Source organism: Bosea vaviloviae (genome assembly GCF_001741865.1).
Classification (GTDB): domain Bacteria; phylum Pseudomonadota; class Alphaproteobacteria; order Rhizobiales; family Beijerinckiaceae; genus Allobosea; species Allobosea vaviloviae.
In genome coordinates, this window is sequence record NZ_CP017147.1 from 126,086 (window position 1) to 145,298 (window position 19,213).

At 65.9% G+C, this 19,213-nt stretch carries 21 protein-coding genes; 6 read left to right on the forward strand and 15 right to left on the reverse strand.

Annotated features, from left to right (window positions below; genetic code table 11):
* Window positions 1–69 precede the first annotated feature (69 nt).
* Window positions 70–198, forward strand: a complete 129-nt coding sequence (locus tag BHK69_RS33370; protein ID WP_280142023.1) for a hypothetical protein — start codon at window positions 70–72, stop codon at window positions 196–198.
* Entirely contained in the window at window positions 195–1,220 is a 1,026-nt protein-coding gene (locus BHK69_RS00555; protein ID WP_069688410.1) for an SIS domain-containing protein, read from the forward strand. The genes BHK69_RS33370 and BHK69_RS00555 overlap by 4 nt, the downstream gene beginning before the upstream one ends.
* A 53-nt stretch (window positions 1,221–1,273) precedes the next feature.
* Here BHK69_RS00555 and BHK69_RS00560 read toward each other — a convergent pair whose 3' ends face one another.
* The 11 genes from BHK69_RS00560 to BHK69_RS00610 form a co-directional block, all read right to left on the reverse strand.
* Complete coding sequence (locus tag BHK69_RS00560; RefSeq protein WP_069693248.1) at window positions 1,274–2,101, reverse strand: ABC transporter permease; 828 nt, start codon at window positions 2,099–2,101, stop codon at window positions 1,274–1,276.
* A gap of 38 nt (window positions 2,102–2,139) precedes the next feature.
* Window positions 2,140–3,084, reverse strand: a complete 945-nt coding sequence (locus tag BHK69_RS00565; protein ID WP_069688411.1) for an ABC transporter permease — start codon at window positions 3,082–3,084, stop codon at window positions 2,140–2,142.
* A 291-nt stretch (window positions 3,085–3,375) separates the two neighbouring features.
* Window positions 3,376–4,893: an ABC transporter substrate-binding protein gene (locus tag BHK69_RS00570; protein ID WP_069688412.1), complete on the reverse strand. Its 1,518-nt coding sequence runs from the start codon at window positions 4,891–4,893 to the stop codon at window positions 3,376–3,378.
* Window positions 4,894–5,336: 443 nt separating this feature from the next.
* A complete protein-coding gene (locus BHK69_RS00575) occupies window positions 5,337–6,623 on the reverse strand; it encodes a TRAP transporter large permease (protein WP_069688413.1) in 1,287 nt (428 codons plus the stop codon).
* Window positions 6,620–7,135 carry a TRAP transporter small permease gene (locus BHK69_RS00580; RefSeq protein ID WP_069688414.1) on the reverse strand — a complete coding sequence of 172 codons (516 nt, stop codon included), beginning with the start codon at window positions 7,133–7,135 and terminating at the stop codon, window positions 6,620–6,622. The genes BHK69_RS00575 and BHK69_RS00580 overlap by 4 nt, the downstream gene beginning before the upstream one ends.
* 174 nt (window positions 7,136–7,309) lie before the next feature.
* The gene (locus BHK69_RS00585) at window positions 7,310–8,305 is read right to left on the reverse strand and encodes a sialic acid TRAP transporter substrate-binding protein SiaP (RefSeq protein WP_069688415.1); all 996 of its coding nucleotides are present in this window, start codon (window positions 8,303–8,305) and stop codon (window positions 7,310–7,312) included.
* A gap of 84 nt (window positions 8,306–8,389) precedes the next feature.
* Window positions 8,390–9,064, reverse strand: coding sequence for a GntR family transcriptional regulator (locus BHK69_RS00590; protein WP_069688416.1), 675 nt, complete (start codon window positions 9,062–9,064; stop codon window positions 8,390–8,392).
* A 26-nt stretch (window positions 9,065–9,090) separates the two neighbouring features.
* Window positions 9,091–9,987, reverse strand: a complete 897-nt coding sequence (locus BHK69_RS00595; RefSeq protein ID WP_069688417.1) for a dihydrodipicolinate synthase family protein — start codon at window positions 9,985–9,987, stop codon at window positions 9,091–9,093.
* A gap of 77 nt (window positions 9,988–10,064) precedes the next feature.
* Entirely contained in the window at window positions 10,065–10,883 is an 819-nt protein-coding gene (locus tag BHK69_RS00600; protein ID WP_148663279.1) for a carbohydrate ABC transporter permease, read from the reverse strand.
* Window positions 10,883–11,812 carry a carbohydrate ABC transporter permease gene (locus BHK69_RS00605; protein ID WP_069688419.1) on the reverse strand — a complete coding sequence of 310 codons (930 nt, stop codon included), beginning with the start codon at window positions 11,810–11,812 and terminating at the stop codon, window positions 10,883–10,885. Before BHK69_RS00605 ends, BHK69_RS00600 begins: the two co-directional genes overlap by 1 nt.
* Before the next feature lie 123 nt (window positions 11,813–11,935).
* Window positions 11,936–13,288, reverse strand: coding sequence for an ABC transporter substrate-binding protein (locus BHK69_RS00610; RefSeq protein WP_069688420.1), 1,353 nt, complete (start codon window positions 13,286–13,288; stop codon window positions 11,936–11,938).
* 182 nt (window positions 13,289–13,470) lie between these two features.
* On the opposite strand from BHK69_RS00610, the gene BHK69_RS00615 reads away from it, so the two are divergent.
* The 4 genes from BHK69_RS00615 (at window position 13,471) to BHK69_RS00630 (ending at window position 16,427) form a co-directional block, all read left to right on the forward strand.
* Window positions 13,471–14,499: an aldo/keto reductase gene (locus BHK69_RS00615; RefSeq protein ID WP_069693252.1), complete on the forward strand. Its 1,029-nt coding sequence runs from the start codon at window positions 13,471–13,473 to the stop codon at window positions 14,497–14,499.
* A gap of 4 nt (window positions 14,500–14,503) precedes the next feature.
* Window positions 14,504–15,349 carry an amidohydrolase family protein gene (locus BHK69_RS00620; protein WP_069688421.1) on the forward strand — a complete coding sequence of 282 codons (846 nt, stop codon included), beginning with the start codon at window positions 14,504–14,506 and terminating at the stop codon, window positions 15,347–15,349.
* Window positions 15,350–15,376: 27 nt separating this feature from the next.
* Window positions 15,377–15,832: an RbsD/FucU family protein gene (locus BHK69_RS00625; protein WP_069688422.1), complete on the forward strand. Its 456-nt coding sequence runs from the start codon at window positions 15,377–15,379 to the stop codon at window positions 15,830–15,832.
* A gap of 130 nt (window positions 15,833–15,962) precedes the next feature.
* The gene (locus BHK69_RS00630; protein WP_069693253.1) at window positions 15,963–16,427 is read left to right on the forward strand and encodes a hypothetical protein; all 465 of its coding nucleotides are present in this window, start codon (window positions 15,963–15,965) and stop codon (window positions 16,425–16,427) included.
* Window positions 16,428–16,582: 155 nt separating this feature from the next.
* Here the strand turns inward: BHK69_RS00630 and BHK69_RS00635 are convergent, their stop codons facing one another.
* The 4 genes from BHK69_RS00635 to BHK69_RS00650 all read right to left on the reverse strand — a co-directional run bounded on the left by BHK69_RS00635 (window position 16,583) and on the right by BHK69_RS00650 (window position 19,192).
* Complete coding sequence (locus tag BHK69_RS00635; protein WP_069688423.1) at window positions 16,583–16,843, reverse strand: hypothetical protein; 261 nt, start codon at window positions 16,841–16,843, stop codon at window positions 16,583–16,585.
* Window positions 16,844–17,005: 162 nt separating this feature from the next.
* Entirely contained in the window at window positions 17,006–17,548 is a 543-nt protein-coding gene (locus BHK69_RS00640; protein ID WP_148663280.1) for a PAS domain-containing protein, read from the reverse strand.
* Window positions 17,549–17,655: 107 nt separating this feature from the next.
* Window positions 17,656–17,838 carry a hypothetical protein gene (locus BHK69_RS00645; RefSeq protein WP_069688425.1) on the reverse strand — a complete coding sequence of 61 codons (183 nt, stop codon included), beginning with the start codon at window positions 17,836–17,838 and terminating at the stop codon, window positions 17,656–17,658.
* Window positions 17,839–18,061: 223 nt separating this feature from the next.
* Window positions 18,062–19,192 carry an IS481 family transposase gene (locus BHK69_RS00650; RefSeq protein ID WP_199578988.1) on the reverse strand — a complete coding sequence of 377 codons (1,131 nt, stop codon included), beginning with the start codon at window positions 19,190–19,192 and terminating at the stop codon, window positions 18,062–18,064.
* Window positions 19,193–19,213: the final 21 nt, after the last annotated feature.

The following is a 19,213-nucleotide window of genomic DNA, read 5'->3' on the forward strand; positions in this document are numbered from 1 at the left end:
GCGCCAATTGGTATTGCTAGAATGGCGAAAGGCATTAAAGTGGTTCTATAGCCGCCAGGGAATCCAGTCATGCTGACGGAACGCATCAGTCAACGTTTCGTCGATCCCGTCTCCTGGATGACCGGCGAGGCGCTGGAGGGAGAGAAATCGGCCGTCGCCGCTCTGCGCGCCCGTCAAGCAATGGCCAGCAACCTATGACGGATCTCGGGCTCGGTTCCGCGATGGCGCAGGAAACCGCGGAAGCGCCGGATGTGGTCGCCCGCATCATGGCCTCGCGCGCAGACCTCGCGGCGCTGGCCGTACGCTTGCAGCGGATGGATTTCGATGTCGCCGTGATCTGCGGGCGCGGCAGCTCGGGCCATGCCGGCGTCCATCTGCGCTATCTCCTGGAGACGCGCATCGGCGTGCCCGTTTCCGCGACCGCGCCGTCGGTGATCACCAGCTTGAAACGGCCGGTGGCCTTGCGCCGCGCGCTGTTCATCGTGATCTCGCAATCGGGTCGCAGCCCGGACCTCGTGGCGGCCACGATGGCCGCCCGGCGCGAGGGCGCCGCCACCGTCGCCATCCTCAACGACATCGCCTCGCCCGTGGCGCGCGCCGCCGAATGGGTGCTGCCGCTGGAGGCAGGGCTGGAGCGCTCGGTCGCCGCTACCAAGAGTGTGATCGGGTCGATGGCACTGGGTGCGCTGCTAGTCGCTCTTCTCGCCGATGATCACGAGCTCGTGGCCGCGCTGGAGCGCCTGCCGGGGCGGCTGTCGCAGGCGTTGCAGCTCGATTGGGACGTGGTCGGCCGGAGCCTGCCGATGGCGCGCGCCGCCTTCATCGCAGGACGAGGCTACGGCTTGGGCCCGGCGCGCGAAATCGCGCTCAAGATGGCCGAGACCTTGCGCCTGCCGGCGCTCGCCTATTCCGCTGCCGAATTGCTGCACGGGCCGCGCGCGGCCGTCACCGACCAGACCCCGGTGCTGGCGCTGCGGGTCGGAGACGAGACCGCCGAGGCGGTCGACGCGCTGGTCGCCAATCTCGACGCCTCGCATCTCGCGGCGCATCTGGCCGGCGGGCCGGACTCGCGCCTGCCCTGGATCGGCGACGACCATCCGGTCACGGACGCCATCGCCATGCTCGCCCCAGCCTATCGCATGATCGAGCGCACGGCGCTCGCGATGGGTTACGACCCCGACAATCCACCGCATCTGAAGAAGGTCACGGAAACGCTGTGACGATCAAAGCGCTACGGATTCCGGCTAAATCGCTGGGGTAGCGTCGCGGCAGATCACTGTTCGCCTCGCAGGCGCGGATCGAGCGTGTCGCGCAGGACATCGCCGAGCAGGTTGAGCGCGAAGGCCAGGATCAGGATCGCGACCCCTGAGAACACCGCGCTCCAGGGCGAGAGCAGCAGCACATTGCGCCCCTCCGACAGCATGGTGCCCAGCGACGGCGCCGGAGGCTGCGTGCCGAGCCCGAGAAAGGACAGGGATGCCTCGACCAGGATCGCAGCCGAGAGCAACAGGCTCGTCTGCACCAGCAGCACGCTCGCCAGGTTGGGCAGCATGTGGACGAAGATGATGCGCGCGTCGGAGGCCCCGATCGCACGCGCATTCATCACGAAATCGCTCTCGGCCACGACCAGCGCCGGCCCGCGCAGCAAGCGCGCGAAGATCGGCGTGTAGACCACCGCGATCGCGATCGCGGTCGGGCCGGAACCCGGACCCAGCATCGCGATGACGCCGATAGCGAGCAGGATCACCGGGAAGGCGAAGAGCACATCCATGCAGCGCATGACGATGCGCTCGGTCCAGCCGCGATAATAGGCCGCGACGAGGCCAAGCGTGCCGCCGATCAGGAGCGCAACGATCACCGCCGCAGCCGAGATGCCCAGCGAAGCGCGCAGGCCGTGGATCAATCGCGACAGCAGATCGCGGCCGAACTGGTCGGCGCCAAGCCAATGCGCCGCGCTCGGGCCCTTCAACCGGGCCAGGATGTCCTGCGCCAGCGGATCGTAAGGTGAGATCCAGGGTGCCAGCACCGCGACGAGGACGAGCCCAATCACGGCGCTCGCCGCTACGATCAGCAGCTTTGGCGTCTTGCCTGTCTTTGGCATCTTGCCTGTCTTTGGCGTCTTGCCGGCCATGGCGGCGCTCACAGCCGCACGCGCGGGTCGATCAGCACATACAGCAGATCGACCACGAAATTGACGAGCACGAAGGCGAAGGTGACGACGAGGATGGTCGCCTGCACCAGCGGATAATTGCGTTCGGCGATGGCCCCCAGGATCAATCGCCCGAGGCCCGGAATGGCAAAGACCTGCTCCACCACGATGGCGCCGCCGAGCAGATAGCCGGTCATGATGCCCGCGCTGGTCACGAACGGGATCAGCGCATTGCGCAGCGCATGCCGGTACAGGATGCGCCGCTCCGGCAGGCCCTTGGCGCGGGCGGTGCGGACATAGTCCTGCTGCAGCGCGTCGAGCATGGCCGAGCGCACCAGGCGGGAGAGATTGGCCAGGATCGGCAGGGCCAGCGCCACCGCCGGCAGCAGCAGCTTTGCGATATTGCCGAGCGGGTCTTCGCTGAACGGGACATAGCCGAGAAGCTGCCAGTCCGGCGCCAGCGTCGTCAGCGCCAGGATCATCATGATGCCGAGCCAGAAGGAGGGGATGGTGAGCCCCGCCACCGAGCCTACCCGCAAGGCGGTATCCCAGGCCTTGCCGCGCAAGCGCGCCATCAGCACGCCCAGCGGCAGCGACAGGCCGGCTCCCACGATCAGCGCCAGCATGGTGAGCTGGATCGTCGGCCACATATGGCCCGTGATCTCCTCGGAGACCGGCCGCCTCGTCCACAGCGACACGCCGAGATCGCCCGTCAGCACGCCGCCGAGCCAGCTGAAATACTGCAGCACCACCGGCTGATCGAGCCCGATCCGGCTGCGCAGCGCCGCGACCCGATCGGGCGTCACCTCGGTATTGGCGCCCAGCATGATCGCGACCGCGTCGCCCGGGATCAGCCGGATCATCAGGAAGGTCAGCACCGACACGCCAAACAAGACGACGGCGAGATCAAGCGCACGGGAGCGGACGAAGCTCATTGGCAGGACCGAGGTGGGCTACCACGGAAACACCGGGTCATCCCGGGCGTAGCCCTCGGGTCCGATCTTCGATCGGCCCAAGGATAAACTCCACGCAGACCCGGGATCCATGCCTGAACGCATACTGGCGATGCTCCGGCATGGATCCCGGGTCTCCCGGAGACTGCCATCGGGCCGGCTGAAAGCCGGACCCGGTGGGTCGCCCGGGATGACGGCGCGCTTTCTAGAAAGAACATGCTGCTATGGAAACGCGACAAGCCGCCAAGTGCATCGCGGCCCAACCCGACTGCCTCACCGCGCCTGCGTCGTCGTGGCGAGCGAGAACAGCGAGCGGTTCGCGACGATGTCGAACCCGCTGACATTCGTGCGCATGGCGGTGAAGAGCTGGCCATAGGTCATGAAGGCAGCCGGGCCGTCACAGGTCAGGAGCGACTGTACCCGGTTATACGACGCCTTGCGCTTCGCCCGATCGGTCTCGATGCGGGCCGCATCGAGCAGGCCGTCGATCTCGGGGTTCGAGTATTTGAACACATTGGTCGAGCCGGCCGTGCGGAAGGTCCGGTAGAAATAGTCGTCCGGATCAATCGAGCCCGCATTGGTCGAGACGAAGGCGTCGAAATTCGAGTTGCGCCAATCCTGCACGAACTGGCCGAGCTCGGGGATCTTCAGCTCCGCCTTGAAGCCGGCCTTGTTGAGCTGCGCCTGCACGACCTGGGCGATGTCGCGAATATCCTGGCGCGGCAGCACGAGCAGCGTCACCGCAACCGGCGCCGTGATCCCTGCGGCCTTGAGCAACTCCTGCGCCTTGGCGGCAGAGGGCGTGAAACAGGGGAACTCCTTCACATCGAGCGCCCATTCCTTCAGCGCCGGCGAGAGCGGCCCGCCGGGAACGCCGGCGCCGAAGAGCGCGGCCTGGACGATCTCCTGCCGGTTCAGCGCGTAGTTCAGCGCCTCGCGCACCTTCGGATTGTCGAAGGGAGGCTTGGAGGTGTTCATGCCGACGAGCGTATAGGCGAGCTCCAGCGTGTCGGCGATCTTGACGTTCGGCCGGCCCTTGAGCTGCAGGGCCGTGGCGGCGTCGATATTCGGCAGCAGCGCATATTGGCCGCTCGACAGCCCGACCTGGCGCGTCGCCGATTCCGGGATGATGTTGAACTTCACCCCATCGAGCTTGGGCTGGCCCTTGTTCCAGTAGCCGGCATGCTTCTCCAGCTCGATGAAGCCGTTGGGCTGCCATTCCTTGAACTTGAACGGGCCTGTGCCGACAGGCTGGCGCTGCAAGCCATCCTTGTTGGTCTCGAAAGCGCGCGGCACGATCGCGATCGAGGCCAGCGCGGTCAGGAAGGGCGCCGACGGCTCCTTCAGCGTGACCTCGACGGTCCCGGCATCGACGGCGCTCGCCTTCTCCATCGCCGCGAGACGGCTCGCCAATGGCGAGGCGATGTCCTTGGAGAGCACGCGGTTCAGGCTCGCGACGACGTCGGCCGCTTCCAGCGGCTTGCCGTCATGGAAGGTCGCGCCCGAGACCAGCTTGAAGACATAGCTCTTGCCGTCGCCGGAGAGCGTCCAGGACTGGGCCAGGGCCGGCACCACGCGGAGATCCTTGTCGATCCCGGTCAGGCCTTCATAGATCGAGCCGTTCACCACCTGGAATGAGCTGAAAGCAGTGATGATATGCGGGTCGAGCCCGGCGGGAGAGGCATCGACCGCCGCTTGCAGCACCTGAGCTTGGGAAGGCGCCGGCAGAAGAGCCGCCGCAGCGAGCCCCATGGTCAGCGCCAGCGCCGTGGTGGTCAGAGAACGCGCCATGCCTCAACTCCCCTACCGAATGCATCGGGCGGCCTATGGCCTTGCCCGGAGTGGTCTCATCGAAGGCTAGCCCTCTAGAATACCAATTGCAAGACGAGCCCTTGCCGCGACTCTGCGGCAGCAGGCATGAAATCGCAATCGCGACCCGCCTGCGCGCGAGGTTTCGAGCATGCAAGACACACCCGGCGCCGCGCTTCATAGACAGTTGAAGCCTGCGGCATCCCTCGCATTGTCGCCACAGCGAGAGCAGGAAAGGCTTTCCTCCGAGCGCTTGCTGTTTTGGCTCGGAACCACAGCGTCATCCTGGACAAGCCGCGAAGCGGCGCAGATCCGGATCCATCGTAGAGTGCAGTTCCCTACGATCTATCCCGGGACGACCTTTGGTCGCCCAGGATGACGGCGTGGTTCGCGGCATAAACAACGGGCTCCGGCGGCGAAGCGCCTTATTTGCCCATCACCAGATTGGGCAGCCAGGTCGTCAATGGCGGCCAGAGCGTGATCGCCGCGAGCACGACCAGCAGCGGCACGATCCAGGGCAGGATCGCCTTCGACATGGTCTCGAAGGAGACATTGGCGATCCGCGTCACCACGAAGAGCACCACCCCGATCGGCGGATGGATCGTGCCCAGGATCAGGTTCAGGATCATGATGATGCCGAACTGGACCGGGTCGATGCCAAAGCTATGCGCGGCCGGCACCAGGATCGGGATCAGGATCAGCATCGCCGCCAGCGCTTCCATGAAGCAGCCGACCAGGAGCAGGATCAGGTTGCAGACCAGCAGGAAGACCAGCGGATCCTTGATCGTCTCGACGATCAGCGGCGTCAGCGTCTGCGGCACCCGCGAGATCGACATGCACCAGCCGAGCGCGCCCGCCGCCATGACCAGGACCATGACGAGGCCGGTGGTCTCGACGGTCTCGACCAGGATCGGCCCGAGCTGCTTCACCTCCAGGGTGCGGTAGACGAAGAAGCCGAGGAACAATGCGTAAAGGCAGGCGACCGCGGCGGCTTCCGTCGGCGTGAAGATGCCGGTGAACATGCCGCCCAGGATCAAGGGCGGCGTCATCAGCGCGAAGAAGCCGCTGAAGAAGGTCCGCCCGATCTCGCGAAAACCCCTGAACGGCTCCTTGCGGAAACCCTGGCGCTTCGAGATCAGCATGACCATCGCCATCAGCGACAGCCCCATCAGGATGCCGGGAATGACGCCGCCGATGAAAAGCCGGCCGATCGAGACATCGGCCGTGACGCCGTAGATCACCATCGGCAGGCTGGGTGGGATGATCGGGCCGATCGTCGCCGCCGCCGCCGTGATCGCGGCGGCCGTCTCGGGCCGGTAGCCGGCCTTCTTCATCGCCCTGATCTCGATTGCGCCCGAGCCTGCCGCATCAGCGACCGCCGAGCCGACCATACCGGCGAAAATCATGCTGGTCAGGATCGAGGCATGGGCATAGCCGCCACGCAGCCAGCCGATCACCGAGGTCGCGAACTCCACGATCCGGTCGGTGATCCGCGCCGCGCCCAGGATGTTGCCCATCAGGATGAAGAGCGGGGCGGCGACGATCGGAAAGGCGTTCATGGCTTGCGCCATCTTCTGCGGCACGATCGAGGCCGAGAGATCGGCCAGCGCCACGAAGGCGAAGGCGGCGAGCCCCATCGAGGCGAAGAGCGGAAAGCCGGCGAGGATCGACAGCAGCCAGACGCCCGAGATCTGGAAGATCAGCGTGCTCACAGAACCTCTCCCGTAATCGGCGGCTCAGTCGGCTCATAGGGCGAGACCGCCCAGTTCCTGAGATTGGCGACTAGTTCGAACACGCCCTGCGCAGCCGTGACGAGGCCGGCGAAGACCATCGGCGCATAGAGCAATCCCATCGAGATCGGCACCGTCGTCGCCTCGAGATCATGGTTCACGGCGACGAGATGGATGCTGTACCAGCCCGCCAGCAGGCCGAAGACCACCATGGCGATCTGCATCAGCGTCTCGGCCGCCCGCCAGCCCTGCCGCGGCAGCAGGTCATGGAAGAAGCGGATGCGGATATGGGCCTGCCGCCGGCTGGCGATGACCCAGCCGCAGACGGCAACCCAGAGCATCAGGAAGCGCGAGACCTCGTCGGTCCAGATCAGCGGATCGCCCAGCGCCCGCGTGACGATGCCCAGCGTCACGCAGACGAGCAGCATCACGATCAGGATGCCGGCGAGAATGTCCATCGCCCGGTCGAACACCGTGCGCGCGAGGGCGATCATGCTGTGTCTCCAAAGCGGATTTCTGTCTCAGCCCTCATCCTGAGGAGCCATTCCTCACGGCGAGTGGCGAGTAGCGAATGGCGAGGTAAAGCTTCCATTCGCCACTCGCCATTCGCCACTCTCGTGAGGAATGGCTCCTCAGGATGAGGGCTGAGATAGTCTCGGCGAAGTCGTTCAGAGCGCCTCGATGCGCTGCCAGAGGCCCTTGCCCCATTTGCTTTCGAACTTGGCCGGCAGCGACGCCAGCACCGGCTTGCGGAAGCTCTCGAGATCGGGCTTGATCACGGTCATGCCGCTCTTGCCGAGGCTCTCGGCGAGCCCGTTCTCCTGCGTGACGATCTCGTTGTCCTGCCACGCCGAGGCCGTGTCGATCGCGGCCCGGACGACAGTACGGTCGGCCTCGGAGAGCTTCGACCAGGCCGCGTCGTTCACGATGACGAGGCGCGGCGTGATGATATGCGCGGTCAGGATGAGGTATTTCTGGACCTCGGCAAGCTTGGCCGACTGGATCGTCGGCAGCGGGTTCTCCTGGCCGTCGACCGCGCCCTGCGACAGGGCGAGATAGAGCTCGCTGAAGTTCAATGGCGTCGGCCGCGCGCCCCAGGCTTCGGCCATGGCGCGGAAGGTGTCGACCTCCGGCACCCGCAGCTTGAAGCCCTTCATGTCCTCCACTGAATTGATCGGCTTGGAGCCGCTGGTGAGGTGGCGGACGCCGTAATAGGTCACGCCGATGACACGCATACCGCGCTTCTCGACCAGCACCTTGTTAAGTTCGTCCATCAGCGGCGATTTCAGCGCCCGCGTCATATGCGCCGGGTCGCGCCAGATATAGGGCGCCTCGATGATCGATAGCTGCGGCACGAACTGGCCCAGCAGCGCCGCGCCCTCCGTCACCATGGTGAGCGCGCCGCTGGCGACGGACTCGACCATGTCGCGCGACGAGCCGAGCTGACCGGCAGGGAAGGTCTGGATGTCGATGCGCCCGCCGGTTTTCGCCTTGACGTCGGCTGCGGCCTTCGCCGCGCTTTGCGGCGAGGGATGCGTCATCGCCTGGCCGTCGGCCCAGCGCAGCACGATCGCTTGCGCCCGCAGGACGGCCGGCATGGCGATGCTCGCTCCGGCAAGCGCCGCGGAGCCGACGAGCAGTTCGCGTTTGGTCAGCCTGGCCATGATCTTTGCTCCTCCCGAGAATGTCCGGTTGTCCGGATCGCTATTGGGTTGAAGCCGCCTCTCATGAGCCGGCTTCGCATCGCGTCAGTAATTCATCGCCCGCGTCCGGGCATTGCCGATATGCAGGCTCATCTCCTCGGCGGCGCGCAGCGGGTCGCGCGCCTCGATCGCCGTAATGATCTTGAGATGGTCCTGCATCACCGGCACTAGGATGTGGTTCTGGATCCGCGTCTCATATTGCCGGATCAGCCTGATCTTCAGCCAGGTGACGCGGAAGGCCTTCGAGACGATGTCGTTGTCGAGGTGATCGATGATCGCCTCATGCATCAATCGGTCGACATCCTCGGCGTCCTCAATCAGCGCCTCGTCGCCGCCGGCCTGCGCGCGCGCGATGATCGCCTCGTGCCGCTGGCGTTGCTCGGCGATTTCCGCATCGGTCGCGTTCGCCGCATAGAGCGCGGTCGCCTCCCTTTCCAGGAAGAGCCGGAACTGGAAGGCGTTGCGGATCAGGTTGAGGTCGACATGGGCGACCTGCATGCCGCGCTGCGGCACCGTCTTGATCAATCCCTCGGCTTCGAGCCGAGGGATCAGTTCGCGGATCGCCCCCAGAGGCAGGCCGGTCAGCGCCACGAGCTCGCGCTGGGTCACGAATTGCCCGGGCTTGATCTCGCGCGCCAATAACCGCTCGGTGAAGCTGGCGTAGGCCCGCTCCCGCAGTTTCAGCGGCTCGGCCTCGCGTTCGGGCTCCGGCTGGTTCAACCTGTCCTCCCTCGGGCGGCCTCGTCTCAGGCCGCCTTGGCGCGCGTGATTGTGTCGAAGGCGGCGAAGAGCCGCTTGCGCTGGCCCTCGTCAAGCGCCTCCAGAGGCGCACGCATCGCGCCATAGCCGGCATCGCCATGCACATGCCCGACCAGGGCTTTCACCGCCGCCATCACAGGGTAGCTGCAGATCTCGTCGACCAGCGCGTTCACCACCGGGCTGTCGGCCCCCTCATAGACCAGCGGCCGCAGCAGATGCGGCACGAGATTGGCGACGCCGCAGATCGAGCCCTGCGCGCCCGCGCGTACCGCCCGGGCGAGCTGCCGCTCGTCGCCGACCAGGATGGCGAGCTCGCCATGAGCCTTCAGGAAGGCTTCCGTGCTGGCATAATCGCCGGACGAATCCTTGATGCCGGTGACGACGCCCGGGAACGCGGTCTTGAGCCTCTGGACGAGATCGACGCTGATGCTGACCGCCGTCACCGAGGGGATGTGATAGAGAATGGCGTTGCGCGCCGAGGCGCCGAGCTTGTCGAAGAACTGCGAGAACCAGGCATAGAGCCCCTCGTCGCTGACGCCCTTGAAGTAGAACGGCGGCGCGACCAGCAAGCCCTTGGCTCCGGCATCGAGCGCCAGCCGCGCCTGCTCGATAGCCTCATGCAGCGAAGCCGCCGCGATGCCTGCATAGATCTGCTTGGCGGGATCGACGCCAGCCCCGATCAGCGCGCCCATCATCGCCGTGCGCGCCGGCAGGCCGAGCGCAGCGCCCTCGCCGGTGGTGCCGAACAGGGTGACGCTGTCGCAGCCCTCGGCGAGGACATGGCGCGCATGCGTGACAAGGCGCGGCAGATCGACGGCGCCGCCCTCCCGCATCGGCGTGGTGATGGCGCAGGAGAGGCCGAAGCGGTTGGGGTTGAGAGCCATGGAGCTTGTCTTTCGAGGAAGATGACGGACTGACATGTTAGTTTGCGCGCGGGAAGGCCGCAAGGCCGGACGGGCGATTACCCGTCCTTGAGGCCTCCGGCGGACAGACCGGCGACGATCTGGCGCTGCGCCAGGACAGTGACGAGAAGAACCGGCAGAGTGACGAGGAGCGCGGCCGCGGCCAGCGGCCCCCACGAAATCTGCTCGAAGGTCAGGGAGTTGTAGACCGCCGAGGGCAGCGTGCGGCTGTTCTTGCCTCCGAGCACGACGGAGAAGATGAAGTTGTTCCAGGAGAAGATGAAGGCGAGGATGCCGCCGATCGTGACGCCGGGCAGCGCCAGCGGCAGCGCGACATGGCGGAAGGCCTGCCAGGTCGTGGCGCCGTCGATGCGCGCTGCGTCTTCGAGCTCCATGGGGACGTTTTCGAAGTAACCGATCATGATCCAGACGATGATCGGGATGGTGATGACGAGATGGGTGATCACCAGCGCCGTGATCGTGCCCACCAGCCCGGTGATCTGGAACAGCAGGAAGAGCGGGATCAGATAGGACAAGGCCGGCGTCATCCGCGCAATCAGGATCAGGACGGCGAACTTTGCCGCCTTGCCGCGCGCGATGCCGTAGCCCGCCGGCACGCCGACCAGCAGACCGATCAGCACGGCTCCGCCCGTCACCAGGATCGAATTCCAGAGATAGAGCCCGAAATTGTTCTGCGCGAAAACGTCGACATAGTTCTTCAGCGTCGGCGGGTCGGGGATGAAGACCGGCGGGAAGGCGGTGTTGTCGAGCTCGTTCTTCAGCGACAGCGAGATCATCCAGAGGAAGACCAGCACCGCCGGCGAGACCAGCACGAAGACGGAGGCGTAGAAGCCGAGTTTGGTTGCGAGGCGCTTCATCACGCGTTCCATTTCGACTTCTGGCGCGCATAGAGCAGCAGCAGCGAGAGCATGATGATCATCACGAAGAAGATCACCACCACGGCCGAGGCGTAGCCGATCTTGTAGAACTGGAAGGCCTGCAGATAGAGGAAGATGTTCAGCGTCTCCGACGCCGTGCCCGGCCCGCCCTGGGTGATCACGAAGATCGTGTCGAAGGCCTTGAGCGCATCGATGGTGCGGATCACGATCGCGACCATGATGAAGGGCCAGACCAGCGGCAGCGTGATGTGGCGGAACATGTGCCAGTTGTTGGCGCCGTCGATCAGCGCCGATTCATAGGGCTCGCGCGGCAGGCCGGCGAGGCCGCCGAGCACGATCAGCATGACCAGCGGCGTCCAGTGCCAAACCTCGACCAGGATCAGCGTCGGGATCACGGTTCCCGGGTCATAGACCCAGTTCTGCGGGCCGATGCCGACCAGCGAGAGCAGGTAGTTCAGCACGCCGAGCTGAGGGTGGAACATCATCGTCCAGACCAGCGCGACCGCGACCGGCGTCGCCATCATCGGCATCACGAAGACGGTGCGCAGCAGGCCCCTGAACGGAAACTCGCGATGGAAGACCAGCGCCGCGGCCGTGCCGAACAGGATCGGCAGCACCACGGCCAGGATCGTGAAATAGGCTGTGTGCCCCATCGATTCGATGAAGCGGGCATCGCGGAAAAGCTCGGCGAAATTCTGCAGGCCGACGAATTCCGGCCCGCCGCCGATCTTCCAGTCCTGCGTCGACATATAGAGCGTGAATAGCCAGGGGAAGACGATCACGCCGGCGACGATGAGCACGGCCGGCAGCGAGAACAGCCAGTAGCGCGGCGTGAAATCAGCCGAATGCGTGAACGGCGCGGGATGCGGCGGCGCGAGATTGGCTGGAAGGGTTGTCGTTGCCGTCATGCTGCCCGCTTCATGTAAAACCGCGTCGTCATGCTCGGGCCTGGCCCGAGCATCTCTTGCAGTTGCGCGCTCCGATCGCGAGATGGCCGGGACAAGCCCGACCATGACGCGAGCGCGGATGCTTTAAGCCTGTTCGCTCTTCTCGAGGATCGGCTTGAAGGTCTCGGTCGCCTTCTTCAGTTCGGTGGCCGAGTCCGCACCAGTCAGCGTATTGGTGATCGCCACGCCGAAGACGTCGCGGAACTCGGTCACCGGAATGATCTGCGGCAAGCCGGCGCGCGCGATCTTGCCCGACTCCGCCAGGCACTCGAAATACTGCTTCGGGAAGCGCGAACCGGCAGAGGCCTCCGAGCTGCCTAACGCCGACAGCCGGCCCGGCGCACCGGCGCCCGCCTTGATCATCGCCAGCTGATTGCCCTTGTTGCACATGTACTGGAGGTAGAGCCAGGCGGCCTGCTTGTTCTTCGACCCGCGCGCGATACCCAGCCCGTCGCCGAACAGCGCCGAGTGATGCGCCTTGGGGCCGGCCGGCGTCACGCCATAGCCGACCTTGCCGACGATGCGCGATTTGGTCGGATCTTCCAGCGGCGTGGCAAAGCCGATGCCGTCGAGCCACATCGCGGCGCGGCCCTGCATGAACGTCGTCTGGCACTCGTTCCAGTTGAAGCCGATCGTGCCCGGAGGGCCGTAATCCTTGTTGAGCTTGCGGTACATGTCCGCAGCCCAGACCGCCTCCGGCCCGTCGGTCTGCAGCTTGCCGGTGGCCGAAACCGTCTCCAGCCCCTGCCCCAGCAGCCAGGAGGTCCAGACCGGGATATTGGCGTTCTTCAAGCCGCGCGAGACGAAGCCGGCAACGCCCTTCGCCGGGTCGTTCAGCTTGGCTGCGGCAGCCACCAGCTCGTCCATGGTCTTGGGATATTCGAGCCCCTTCTGCGCGAACATCTCCTTGTTGTAATAGACCATCCAGAAATCGATGAAGTGCGGCAGCGTGTCGATCGCCCCGTCCGCCTGCTTGCCGAAGTCCACCGCGCCGGCTGCGAAATCGGCATAGTCGAAATCAGGCGAGGTCAGCGAGGCGTCCGCGAGATAGGGACGCAGATCCTCCATCCACTTGCCCTTGGCCGAGAGCCGCTTCTGGACGTGCAGCGCCAGCATGGTCACGTCGAAGGCGGGCTTGCCCGACGAGAACTCGATCATCGCCTTCTGGCGCTGCTGCTGCTCGGGCACCTGCTCGGAAGAGACCTCGATGCCGGTCAGCGCGGTGAAGGCCTTCTCCTCGGACTGCATCAGGTCGGAACGCGGGTTCTTCACCAGCATCACGTCGAGCTTGGTCCCGGCGAAGCGCTTCCAGTTGAAGCTCGATTGCGCGTTGGCCTCGCGGATGATCGCCGGCGCGCCGATCGCGCCAAGAGCGCCCAGCGCGGCAGCATTGCGCAGCAAGGCGCGGCGAGTCGGCTTCAGGATCATGGATGTCATAGGCGCCCTCCCTCAGGACATGGTCACGGCCCGTTTCGGGCCTGTTGGTTATGCGGGCGGCACCCTGCATGTCGCGGAGGCCAACCGATCCGGCGCTGACGCTAATCGTGTTTCAACACGGTTGCAAGCTAACATGTTGGCGTGCACATACTGTCGCCGCGACCAGCCGAAAGATGCTCTGCATGCCTGCCTCGACCACCCCGATCCCCAGCCGGACACTCGGCAGAAGCGGGCTGTCCGTCTCGACGCTTGGCTTCGGCGGCGCGCCGCTCGGCGATCTCTATGCCCGGCTCGACGAGGCCCAGGCCGTGGCGACGGTCGAGGCCGCCATCCAGAGCGGCGTGACGCTTCTCGACACCTCCCCGCTCTATGGCCACGGCCTGTCCGAGCACCGCATCGGCGCGGCTCTCCGTCGTGTCGACCGCGCCAACATCGCCGTCTCGACCAAGGTCGGCCGCGTCGCCGAGCCCTTTGGTCCGCGCGGCGACGGCTCCGGCTATCTCGGCGGCCTGCCGCATGCGCTGCGCTTCGACTATTCCTATGACGGCACGATGCGCTCGCTGGAGCAGTCGGCGCTGCGGCTCGGCGTCGACCGGATCGACATCGTCCTGATCCATGACGTCGATGTCTGGACGCATGGCGCGGACGCGATCGAGGCGCGCTTCTCGCAGGCCATGGACGGGGCCTATCGCGCGCTCGAAGGCTTGCGCGCGTCCGGCGCGGTGAAAGCGATCGGCGTCGGCGTCAACGAAGCCGAGATGTGCGAGCGCTTCGCCCGCGCCGGCGACTTCGACACGATGCTGCTGGCGGGCCGCTATTCCCTGCTGGAGCAGCCGGGGCTCGCCTCCTTCATGCCATTGGCGCTGGAGAAGGGCATCGGCCTGATGCTGGGCGGCGTCTTCAACTCCGGCATCCTCGCGACCGGCCCGGTCACTGGGGCGAAATACAATTACAAGCCGGCACCGCCCGAGATCCTCGCCCGCGTCGCGGCAATCGAAGCCGTCTGCCTCCGCCATGACGTGCCGCTGCGACGCGCCGCGCTGCATTTCCCGCTGGGGCACCCCGCTGTCGCGAGCCTTGTCATGGGCGCGGTCAGCGCCCGCGAGGTCGAGGACCAGATCGCCGAACTCTCCACCCCCGTTCCCGCCGCGCTCTGGGCCGAGCTGAAGGCCGAAGGGCTGCTCGGCGCCGACGTTCCCGTGCCGGTTTGAACCGATGCGGATCGACGCTCATCAGCATGTCTGGACGCTCGCACGCGGCGATTATGGCTGGCTGACGCCGGCGCTGGGACCGATCCATCGCGATTTCGGTCCCGACGATCTCGCGCCGCTTCTCGCCGGCCACGATATCGACCGCACCATCCTGGTCCAGGCCGCGCCGACGGAAGCCGAGACCCTGTTCCTGCTCGATGTCGCGGCCCGCACGCCCTTTATCGCCGGTGTCGTCGGCTGGACCGATTTCGAGGCAAGGGACGTAGGCTTGCGCATCGCGCATCTCGCCTCGACCCCGCTGCTCGTCGGCCTGCGCCCGATGGTGCATGACATCCCAGACGTGGACTGGCTCGCCAAACCGGAGCTCGACCCCGCTTTTGATGCGCTGATCGCGGAAAACCTCGCCTTCGACGCGCTGCTCAAGCCCCGGCACATCGCGCCGATGCTGAGCCGGCTCGAACGCCATCCCGGACTCGCCGCCGTGATCGACCATGCCGCCAAGCCCGACTTCGTCAGCGGCGACCTCGGCGATTGGCGCGAGGGCATCACGGCCCTGGCGCGGCATCCAAACCTGTTCTGCAAGCTGTCGGGCTTGGTCACCGAGGCGGCCGAGGACTGGACGGCTGCGACCTTGCGCCCGGTCTTCGAGCATCTGCTTGCGAGTTTTGGCCCGCAGCGCCTGATCTGGGGCAGCGACTGGCCCGTCCTGACCCTGCGCGCCAGCTATGGCCGCTGGATCGAGACCGTGGAGACGCTGCTCGCGCCGCTTTCGGAGACCGAGCGCGCCGCCATCATGGGCGGCAACGCCCGCAAGCTCTATCTCGCGCGCCGCGGACGCAGCCCGCTGTGACCGTGCTGCCATGCTGAAAGGTCTCCCATGCTGAAGGGCCTCGATCCCGTCCTCTCCGCCGATCTGCTCTGGCTGCTTGCCGCCATGGGCCATGGCGACGATCTCGCTCTGGTCGACGCCAATCACCCGGCCGAGACCATCGCGCGCGCCACCACCAGCGGCCGGCTCATTCGCCTGCCCGGGCTGACCATGGCCCGCGCCGCCCGCGCCATCCTCTCCGTGCTGCCGATCGACGATTTCGAGCCCGGCCCAGTGCGGCGCATGCTGGTGGTCGGCGATGCACAGGCGGTGCCCGTCGTGCAGGCGCAGGTGCAGCATGAGCTCGACCGCGCGACGGGCGCTCCCCTCCCGCTCGTCGGCATCGAGCGCTTCGCCTTCTATGAGGCGGCGAAGGCGGCCTTCGCCGTCGTCCAGGTCGGCGATCCCCGCCCCTATGGCTGCTTCCTGTTCCGCAAGGGCGTGATCGCCGGCGAACCCGGCTGAGCGCCCGGTTTTCTGTCATGGACCGTTCATTTTAAAGGCGTTAGCCTGCTTCCTTGCAGCACGACCGCCCGGAATGAGCCGTCCGGCCGAAGCTCCACCAACGGGCCATGCCCGTCAGGGAACGATGACCATGACAAAGACCAGCACCGCGCTCGCCGCCGGCGTCTTCGCACTCGTCGGCGGGTTCATCCTGCAAGCCTCGGCTCCGGCCCAGGCGCTGACGATGAAGGAATGCAGCACCAAATATAACGCGGCCAAGACCGGCAACACGCTGGGCGGTCAGTCCTGGAATGATTTCCGCAAGGCCCAGTGCTCCGACACGGCCGCTCCCGCAGCAGCCGCCACGCCGGGCGCAGCCCCGACGGCAGCGCCCGCCAAGCCCGCAGCAGCCGCCCCGGCCGCCGCCGGCAACGCCGTCTTCCCCACCAAGGTCGATTCGAAATATTCGACGCTCTCGGCCGGCAAGCAGCGCTTCAAGACCTGCAACGACCAGTACAACATCAACAAGGCCAATGGCGGCAATGGCGATCTGAAATGGATCCAGAAGGGCGGCGGCTATTACAGCCAGTGCAACACCAGGCTGAAGGGCGCCTGAGCACCTGGAGAGCAAGACCTCTTTTCCCTTCTCCCCTCGGGGGAGAAGGTGGCAGCGCGTAGCGCTGACGGATGAGGGAAGGACGGATGAGGCAAGACTTCCCTCATCCGTCTGCTTCGCAGACACCTTCTCCCCCGAGGGGAGAAGGGAATCCTCTACGCCCCCTTCGCCACCGCCTGCTTCAACCGCGCCACCGCCTCCGCCGCGCCGGCCTTGATCGCCAGCTCCTGCGTCTGGGCCTCGCGCTCGATCATCTCGATCAGCACTGCCGCATTGATCTCGCTGCCTGCGACGGTGAGCTTCAGCACCGCATTGGCGATAATGTTGGGCCAGAACGCCGCCCCGCCCTTGGCGAGCCCCTTCGCCTTGCGGCCCTCGAACTCCTTGGCTAGCTGTTCGGGAGTCTTCTTGGCCATGACGGGCTCCGGTTTGTGTGTCGGCCTGTCCCACCATGCCCGCCGGGTGCGCGCAAGGGCCGTCTTGCTGGAGCAGGATGACTTCGGATGGAATCACGGGGTGATCCCATCCGAAGTCTGAATCCGTCTCTCATCCAAAAGTGAGAGCAGCCTTAGCTTCGGTCAATGCTCGCTGCCGGAAGATAGCCGCTCCTGCTCGTGCGGAGCTACGCGGCCGACCTCGAGCAGGGCCATATCGATCATGAAGCGCAGATCGTTTTGCCGCGCCGCGGCCGCGATCTCGCGCGCCGCCATCAGATGGTCGGCGGCATCGTCCAGATCGTGGTGCGAGCCGAAGGTGATGTCGATCACCACCCCCATATATTCGATCGGCCGCCCGGCTTTCGAGACGACGCATTGGCCGCGATCCCAGAGCCAGCGCACCGAGCCGTCATGCGCCACGACGCGATACTCGGCCCAGAACTCGCCGGAGACGGCGACCGCCTTCGAGACCTCGATGTCGAAAGCCTCGCGATCATCGGGATGGACGGCGTGAATATAATCGTCAAGCGGCAGCCCGAGCTTTGCGCGCTCGGGATCGACCCGGAAAGCCCTGGCGATGGCGGGGCTTGCCCGCAGTGTGCCGTCCTCGATCTTCCACAGCCACGAGCCGAGCACACGCCTGGGACCGATCAGAGCTGGATCGCGCTTTGCGGGTGCCGCCATATTGACCTCATCGCCGCGAAGCCGGACCGGCACTTTGCTGCGCCGCAAAAGAGTGCGCTGCTCCGGGCCAAACTTGCAACAATTCTAAGCTGGTTCTCCACATCCCGCTATCGCCCGGCCTCTTCGGCCAGCACCCGGGCGAAGTCGGTGACGAGCTTGCGCTTGATCGGCGGCAGCGCCCGGAACAGCTTCACCAATTCCATCGCCTCCGCGACCATGGGGTCGTCGCCCGGGTCCTGCGGTTGAGGCTGCGCATCGTCAAAGCCGCCCTGATCGTCATCTCTGGTCATCTCGATCGCCGTGTTCCCAGCGCCCCGTCCCAATAGCAATTTTTGCCGCGATCATGTCAATTTTGGGCTTGGGGTGGTGGTGCGCCCTCTCTCTTCCTTCTCCCCTCGGGGGAGAAGGTGGGCCGGCGAAGCCGGGTCGGATGAGGGAAGGAAGCGAGCCGGAACAAGACTTCCCTCATCCGTCAGCGCTACGCGCTTGTCCAGCGGATAGGTTGGTTACAATTTAGCCTGGGTAGATTGGTGACAGTTTCTGGCCTTGGTGGTCGATGAGGCCGATGGGTTGTTTGTAGAACCAGACGCACCAGCCGTGCTCTGTCGCTTCGAGGGCTACGGGCTCACCTTTGAGGGCGGAGCAGATCTGTACGAGGCGGCCCTCGATCTTGATCTCGCCGTTGCTACGCACCCTGCGGATGGTTCGATCGGACGGGTAGTCGGGTTGGGGAAGTTTGTCGGGCATGGACCGGGGCGAAGGATTGTAGAAGCTGGCGGGGGGCTTCTGGCCAAGGGCCTGATGGGGCCGTTCGTGGTTGTAGTCGCGTCGGAAGGCTTCCAGGCGCTGAGCCTGGGCGGCGCGGTTGAGTGAAGCGGGCCGCATGGCTTCCAGCAGGGTGAGATGGAAGCGTTCGAGGCGGCCATTTTCCTGAGGAGAACCGGGCCGGGTGCGCTCGGGCTGGATGCCCAGCTTGATCCACCAGGCCGACAGGGCGCTGAGCCCGGAGGCGCTGGTGGAGGCGAAGGGCGGGCCGTTGTCGGAACGGATGACCTCGGGCAGGCCATAGACCTGGAAGGCGCGTTGCATGACCGGCTTGGCCTGGGCGGTGTGGACGCCGTCGCCCGCCGAGACCGCCAGGACGAAGCGGCTGTAGCTGTCGGCCAGGGTCAGCGGCTCGCAGCGCTCGCCGTCGCCCAGGGTGACCCAACCCTTGTGGTCCACAGCCCAGACGTGGTTCGGCCGCTCGGGTGTGGTCAGCGCGCCCAGCCGGGGCGGGGGACGGCGTCGGAGGCGGCGGCCCGATATCAGGCCCTGGCGCTTGAGGATCTCGTGCGCCGTCGAATGCGATGGCCAGGACAAGTCCGGATGCAGCTGCTCAAGCTTAGCCACGATCTTGCGCGGACCCCAGCTCGGCCGCGCCCGTCGCAGGTCCAGGATCTTCTCCACCAACGGCGCAGGCGTCGCCAGCCCGTGCGCAAGCGGCGCCGATGACCGGTTCGCAAGCCCCGACGCGCCCTCAGCCTCATAGCGCGCCCGCCACTTGTACCCAGCTTTGCGACTGATCCCGTAAACCTCGCAAAGCTCGGTCATCGACACGTCGCCCGCCAGCCAGTCGGCTATGAAACGCACCCGTTCGTCCATGGCACAGCTCTCTCGCCACGG

Excerpts from the sequence above, each read along its gene's own strand:
- BHK69_RS00625 (WP_069688422.1), top strand. The coding sequence starts at position 15,377 with ATGCTGAAGGGCCTCGATCCCGTCCTCTCCGCCGATCTGCTCTGGCTG.
- BHK69_RS00580 (WP_069688414.1), bottom strand. The coding sequence starts at position 7,135 with ATGATCGCCCTCGCGCGCACGGTGTTCGACCGGGCGATGGACATTCTC.
- BHK69_RS33370 (WP_280142023.1), top strand. The coding sequence starts at position 70 with ATGCTGACGGAACGCATCAGTCAACGTTTCGTCGATCCCGTCTCCTGG.
- BHK69_RS00620 (WP_069688421.1), top strand. The coding sequence starts at position 14,504 with ATGCGGATCGACGCTCATCAGCATGTCTGGACGCTCGCACGCGGCGAT.
- BHK69_RS00645 (WP_069688425.1), bottom strand. The coding sequence starts at position 17,838 with ATGACCAGAGATGACGATCAGGGCGGCTTTGACGATGCGCAGCCTCAA.
- BHK69_RS00605 (WP_069688419.1), bottom strand. The coding sequence starts at position 11,812 with ATGACGGCAACGACAACCCTTCCAGCCAATCTCGCGCCGCCGCATCCC.
- BHK69_RS00565 (WP_069688411.1), bottom strand. The coding sequence starts at position 3,084 with ATGAGCTTCGTCCGCTCCCGTGCGCTTGATCTCGCCGTCGTCTTGTTT.
- BHK69_RS00630 (WP_069693253.1), top strand. The coding sequence starts at position 15,963 with ATGACAAAGACCAGCACCGCGCTCGCCGCCGGCGTCTTCGCACTCGTC.
- BHK69_RS00555 (WP_069688410.1), top strand. The coding sequence starts at position 195 with ATGACGGATCTCGGGCTCGGTTCCGCGATGGCGCAGGAAACCGCGGAA.
- BHK69_RS00615 (WP_069693252.1), top strand. The coding sequence starts at position 13,471 with ATGCCTGCCTCGACCACCCCGATCCCCAGCCGGACACTCGGCAGAAGC.
- BHK69_RS00650 (WP_199578988.1), bottom strand. The coding sequence starts at position 19,192 with ATGGACGAACGGGTGCGTTTCATAGCCGACTGGCTGGCGGGCGACGTG.
- BHK69_RS00610 (WP_069688420.1), bottom strand. The coding sequence starts at position 13,288 with ATGACATCCATGATCCTGAAGCCGACTCGCCGCGCCTTGCTGCGCAAT.
- BHK69_RS00600 (WP_148663279.1), bottom strand. The coding sequence starts at position 10,883 with ATGAAGCGCCTCGCAACCAAACTCGGCTTCTACGCCTCCGTCTTCGTG.
- BHK69_RS00560 (WP_069693248.1), bottom strand. The coding sequence starts at position 2,101 with ATGCCAAAGACAGGCAAGACGCCAAAGCTGCTGATCGTAGCGGCGAGC.
- BHK69_RS00595 (WP_069688417.1), bottom strand. The coding sequence starts at position 9,987 with ATGGCTCTCAACCCCAACCGCTTCGGCCTCTCCTGCGCCATCACCACG.
- BHK69_RS00585 (WP_069688415.1), bottom strand. The coding sequence starts at position 8,305 with ATGGCCAGGCTGACCAAACGCGAACTGCTCGTCGGCTCCGCGGCGCTT.
- BHK69_RS00570 (WP_069688412.1), bottom strand. The coding sequence starts at position 4,893 with ATGGCGCGTTCTCTGACCACCACGGCGCTGGCGCTGACCATGGGGCTC.
- BHK69_RS00635 (WP_069688423.1), bottom strand. The coding sequence starts at position 16,843 with ATGGCCAAGAAGACTCCCGAACAGCTAGCCAAGGAGTTCGAGGGCCGC.
- BHK69_RS00640 (WP_148663280.1), bottom strand. The coding sequence starts at position 17,548 with ATGGCGGCACCCGCAAAGCGCGATCCAGCTCTGATCGGTCCCAGGCGT.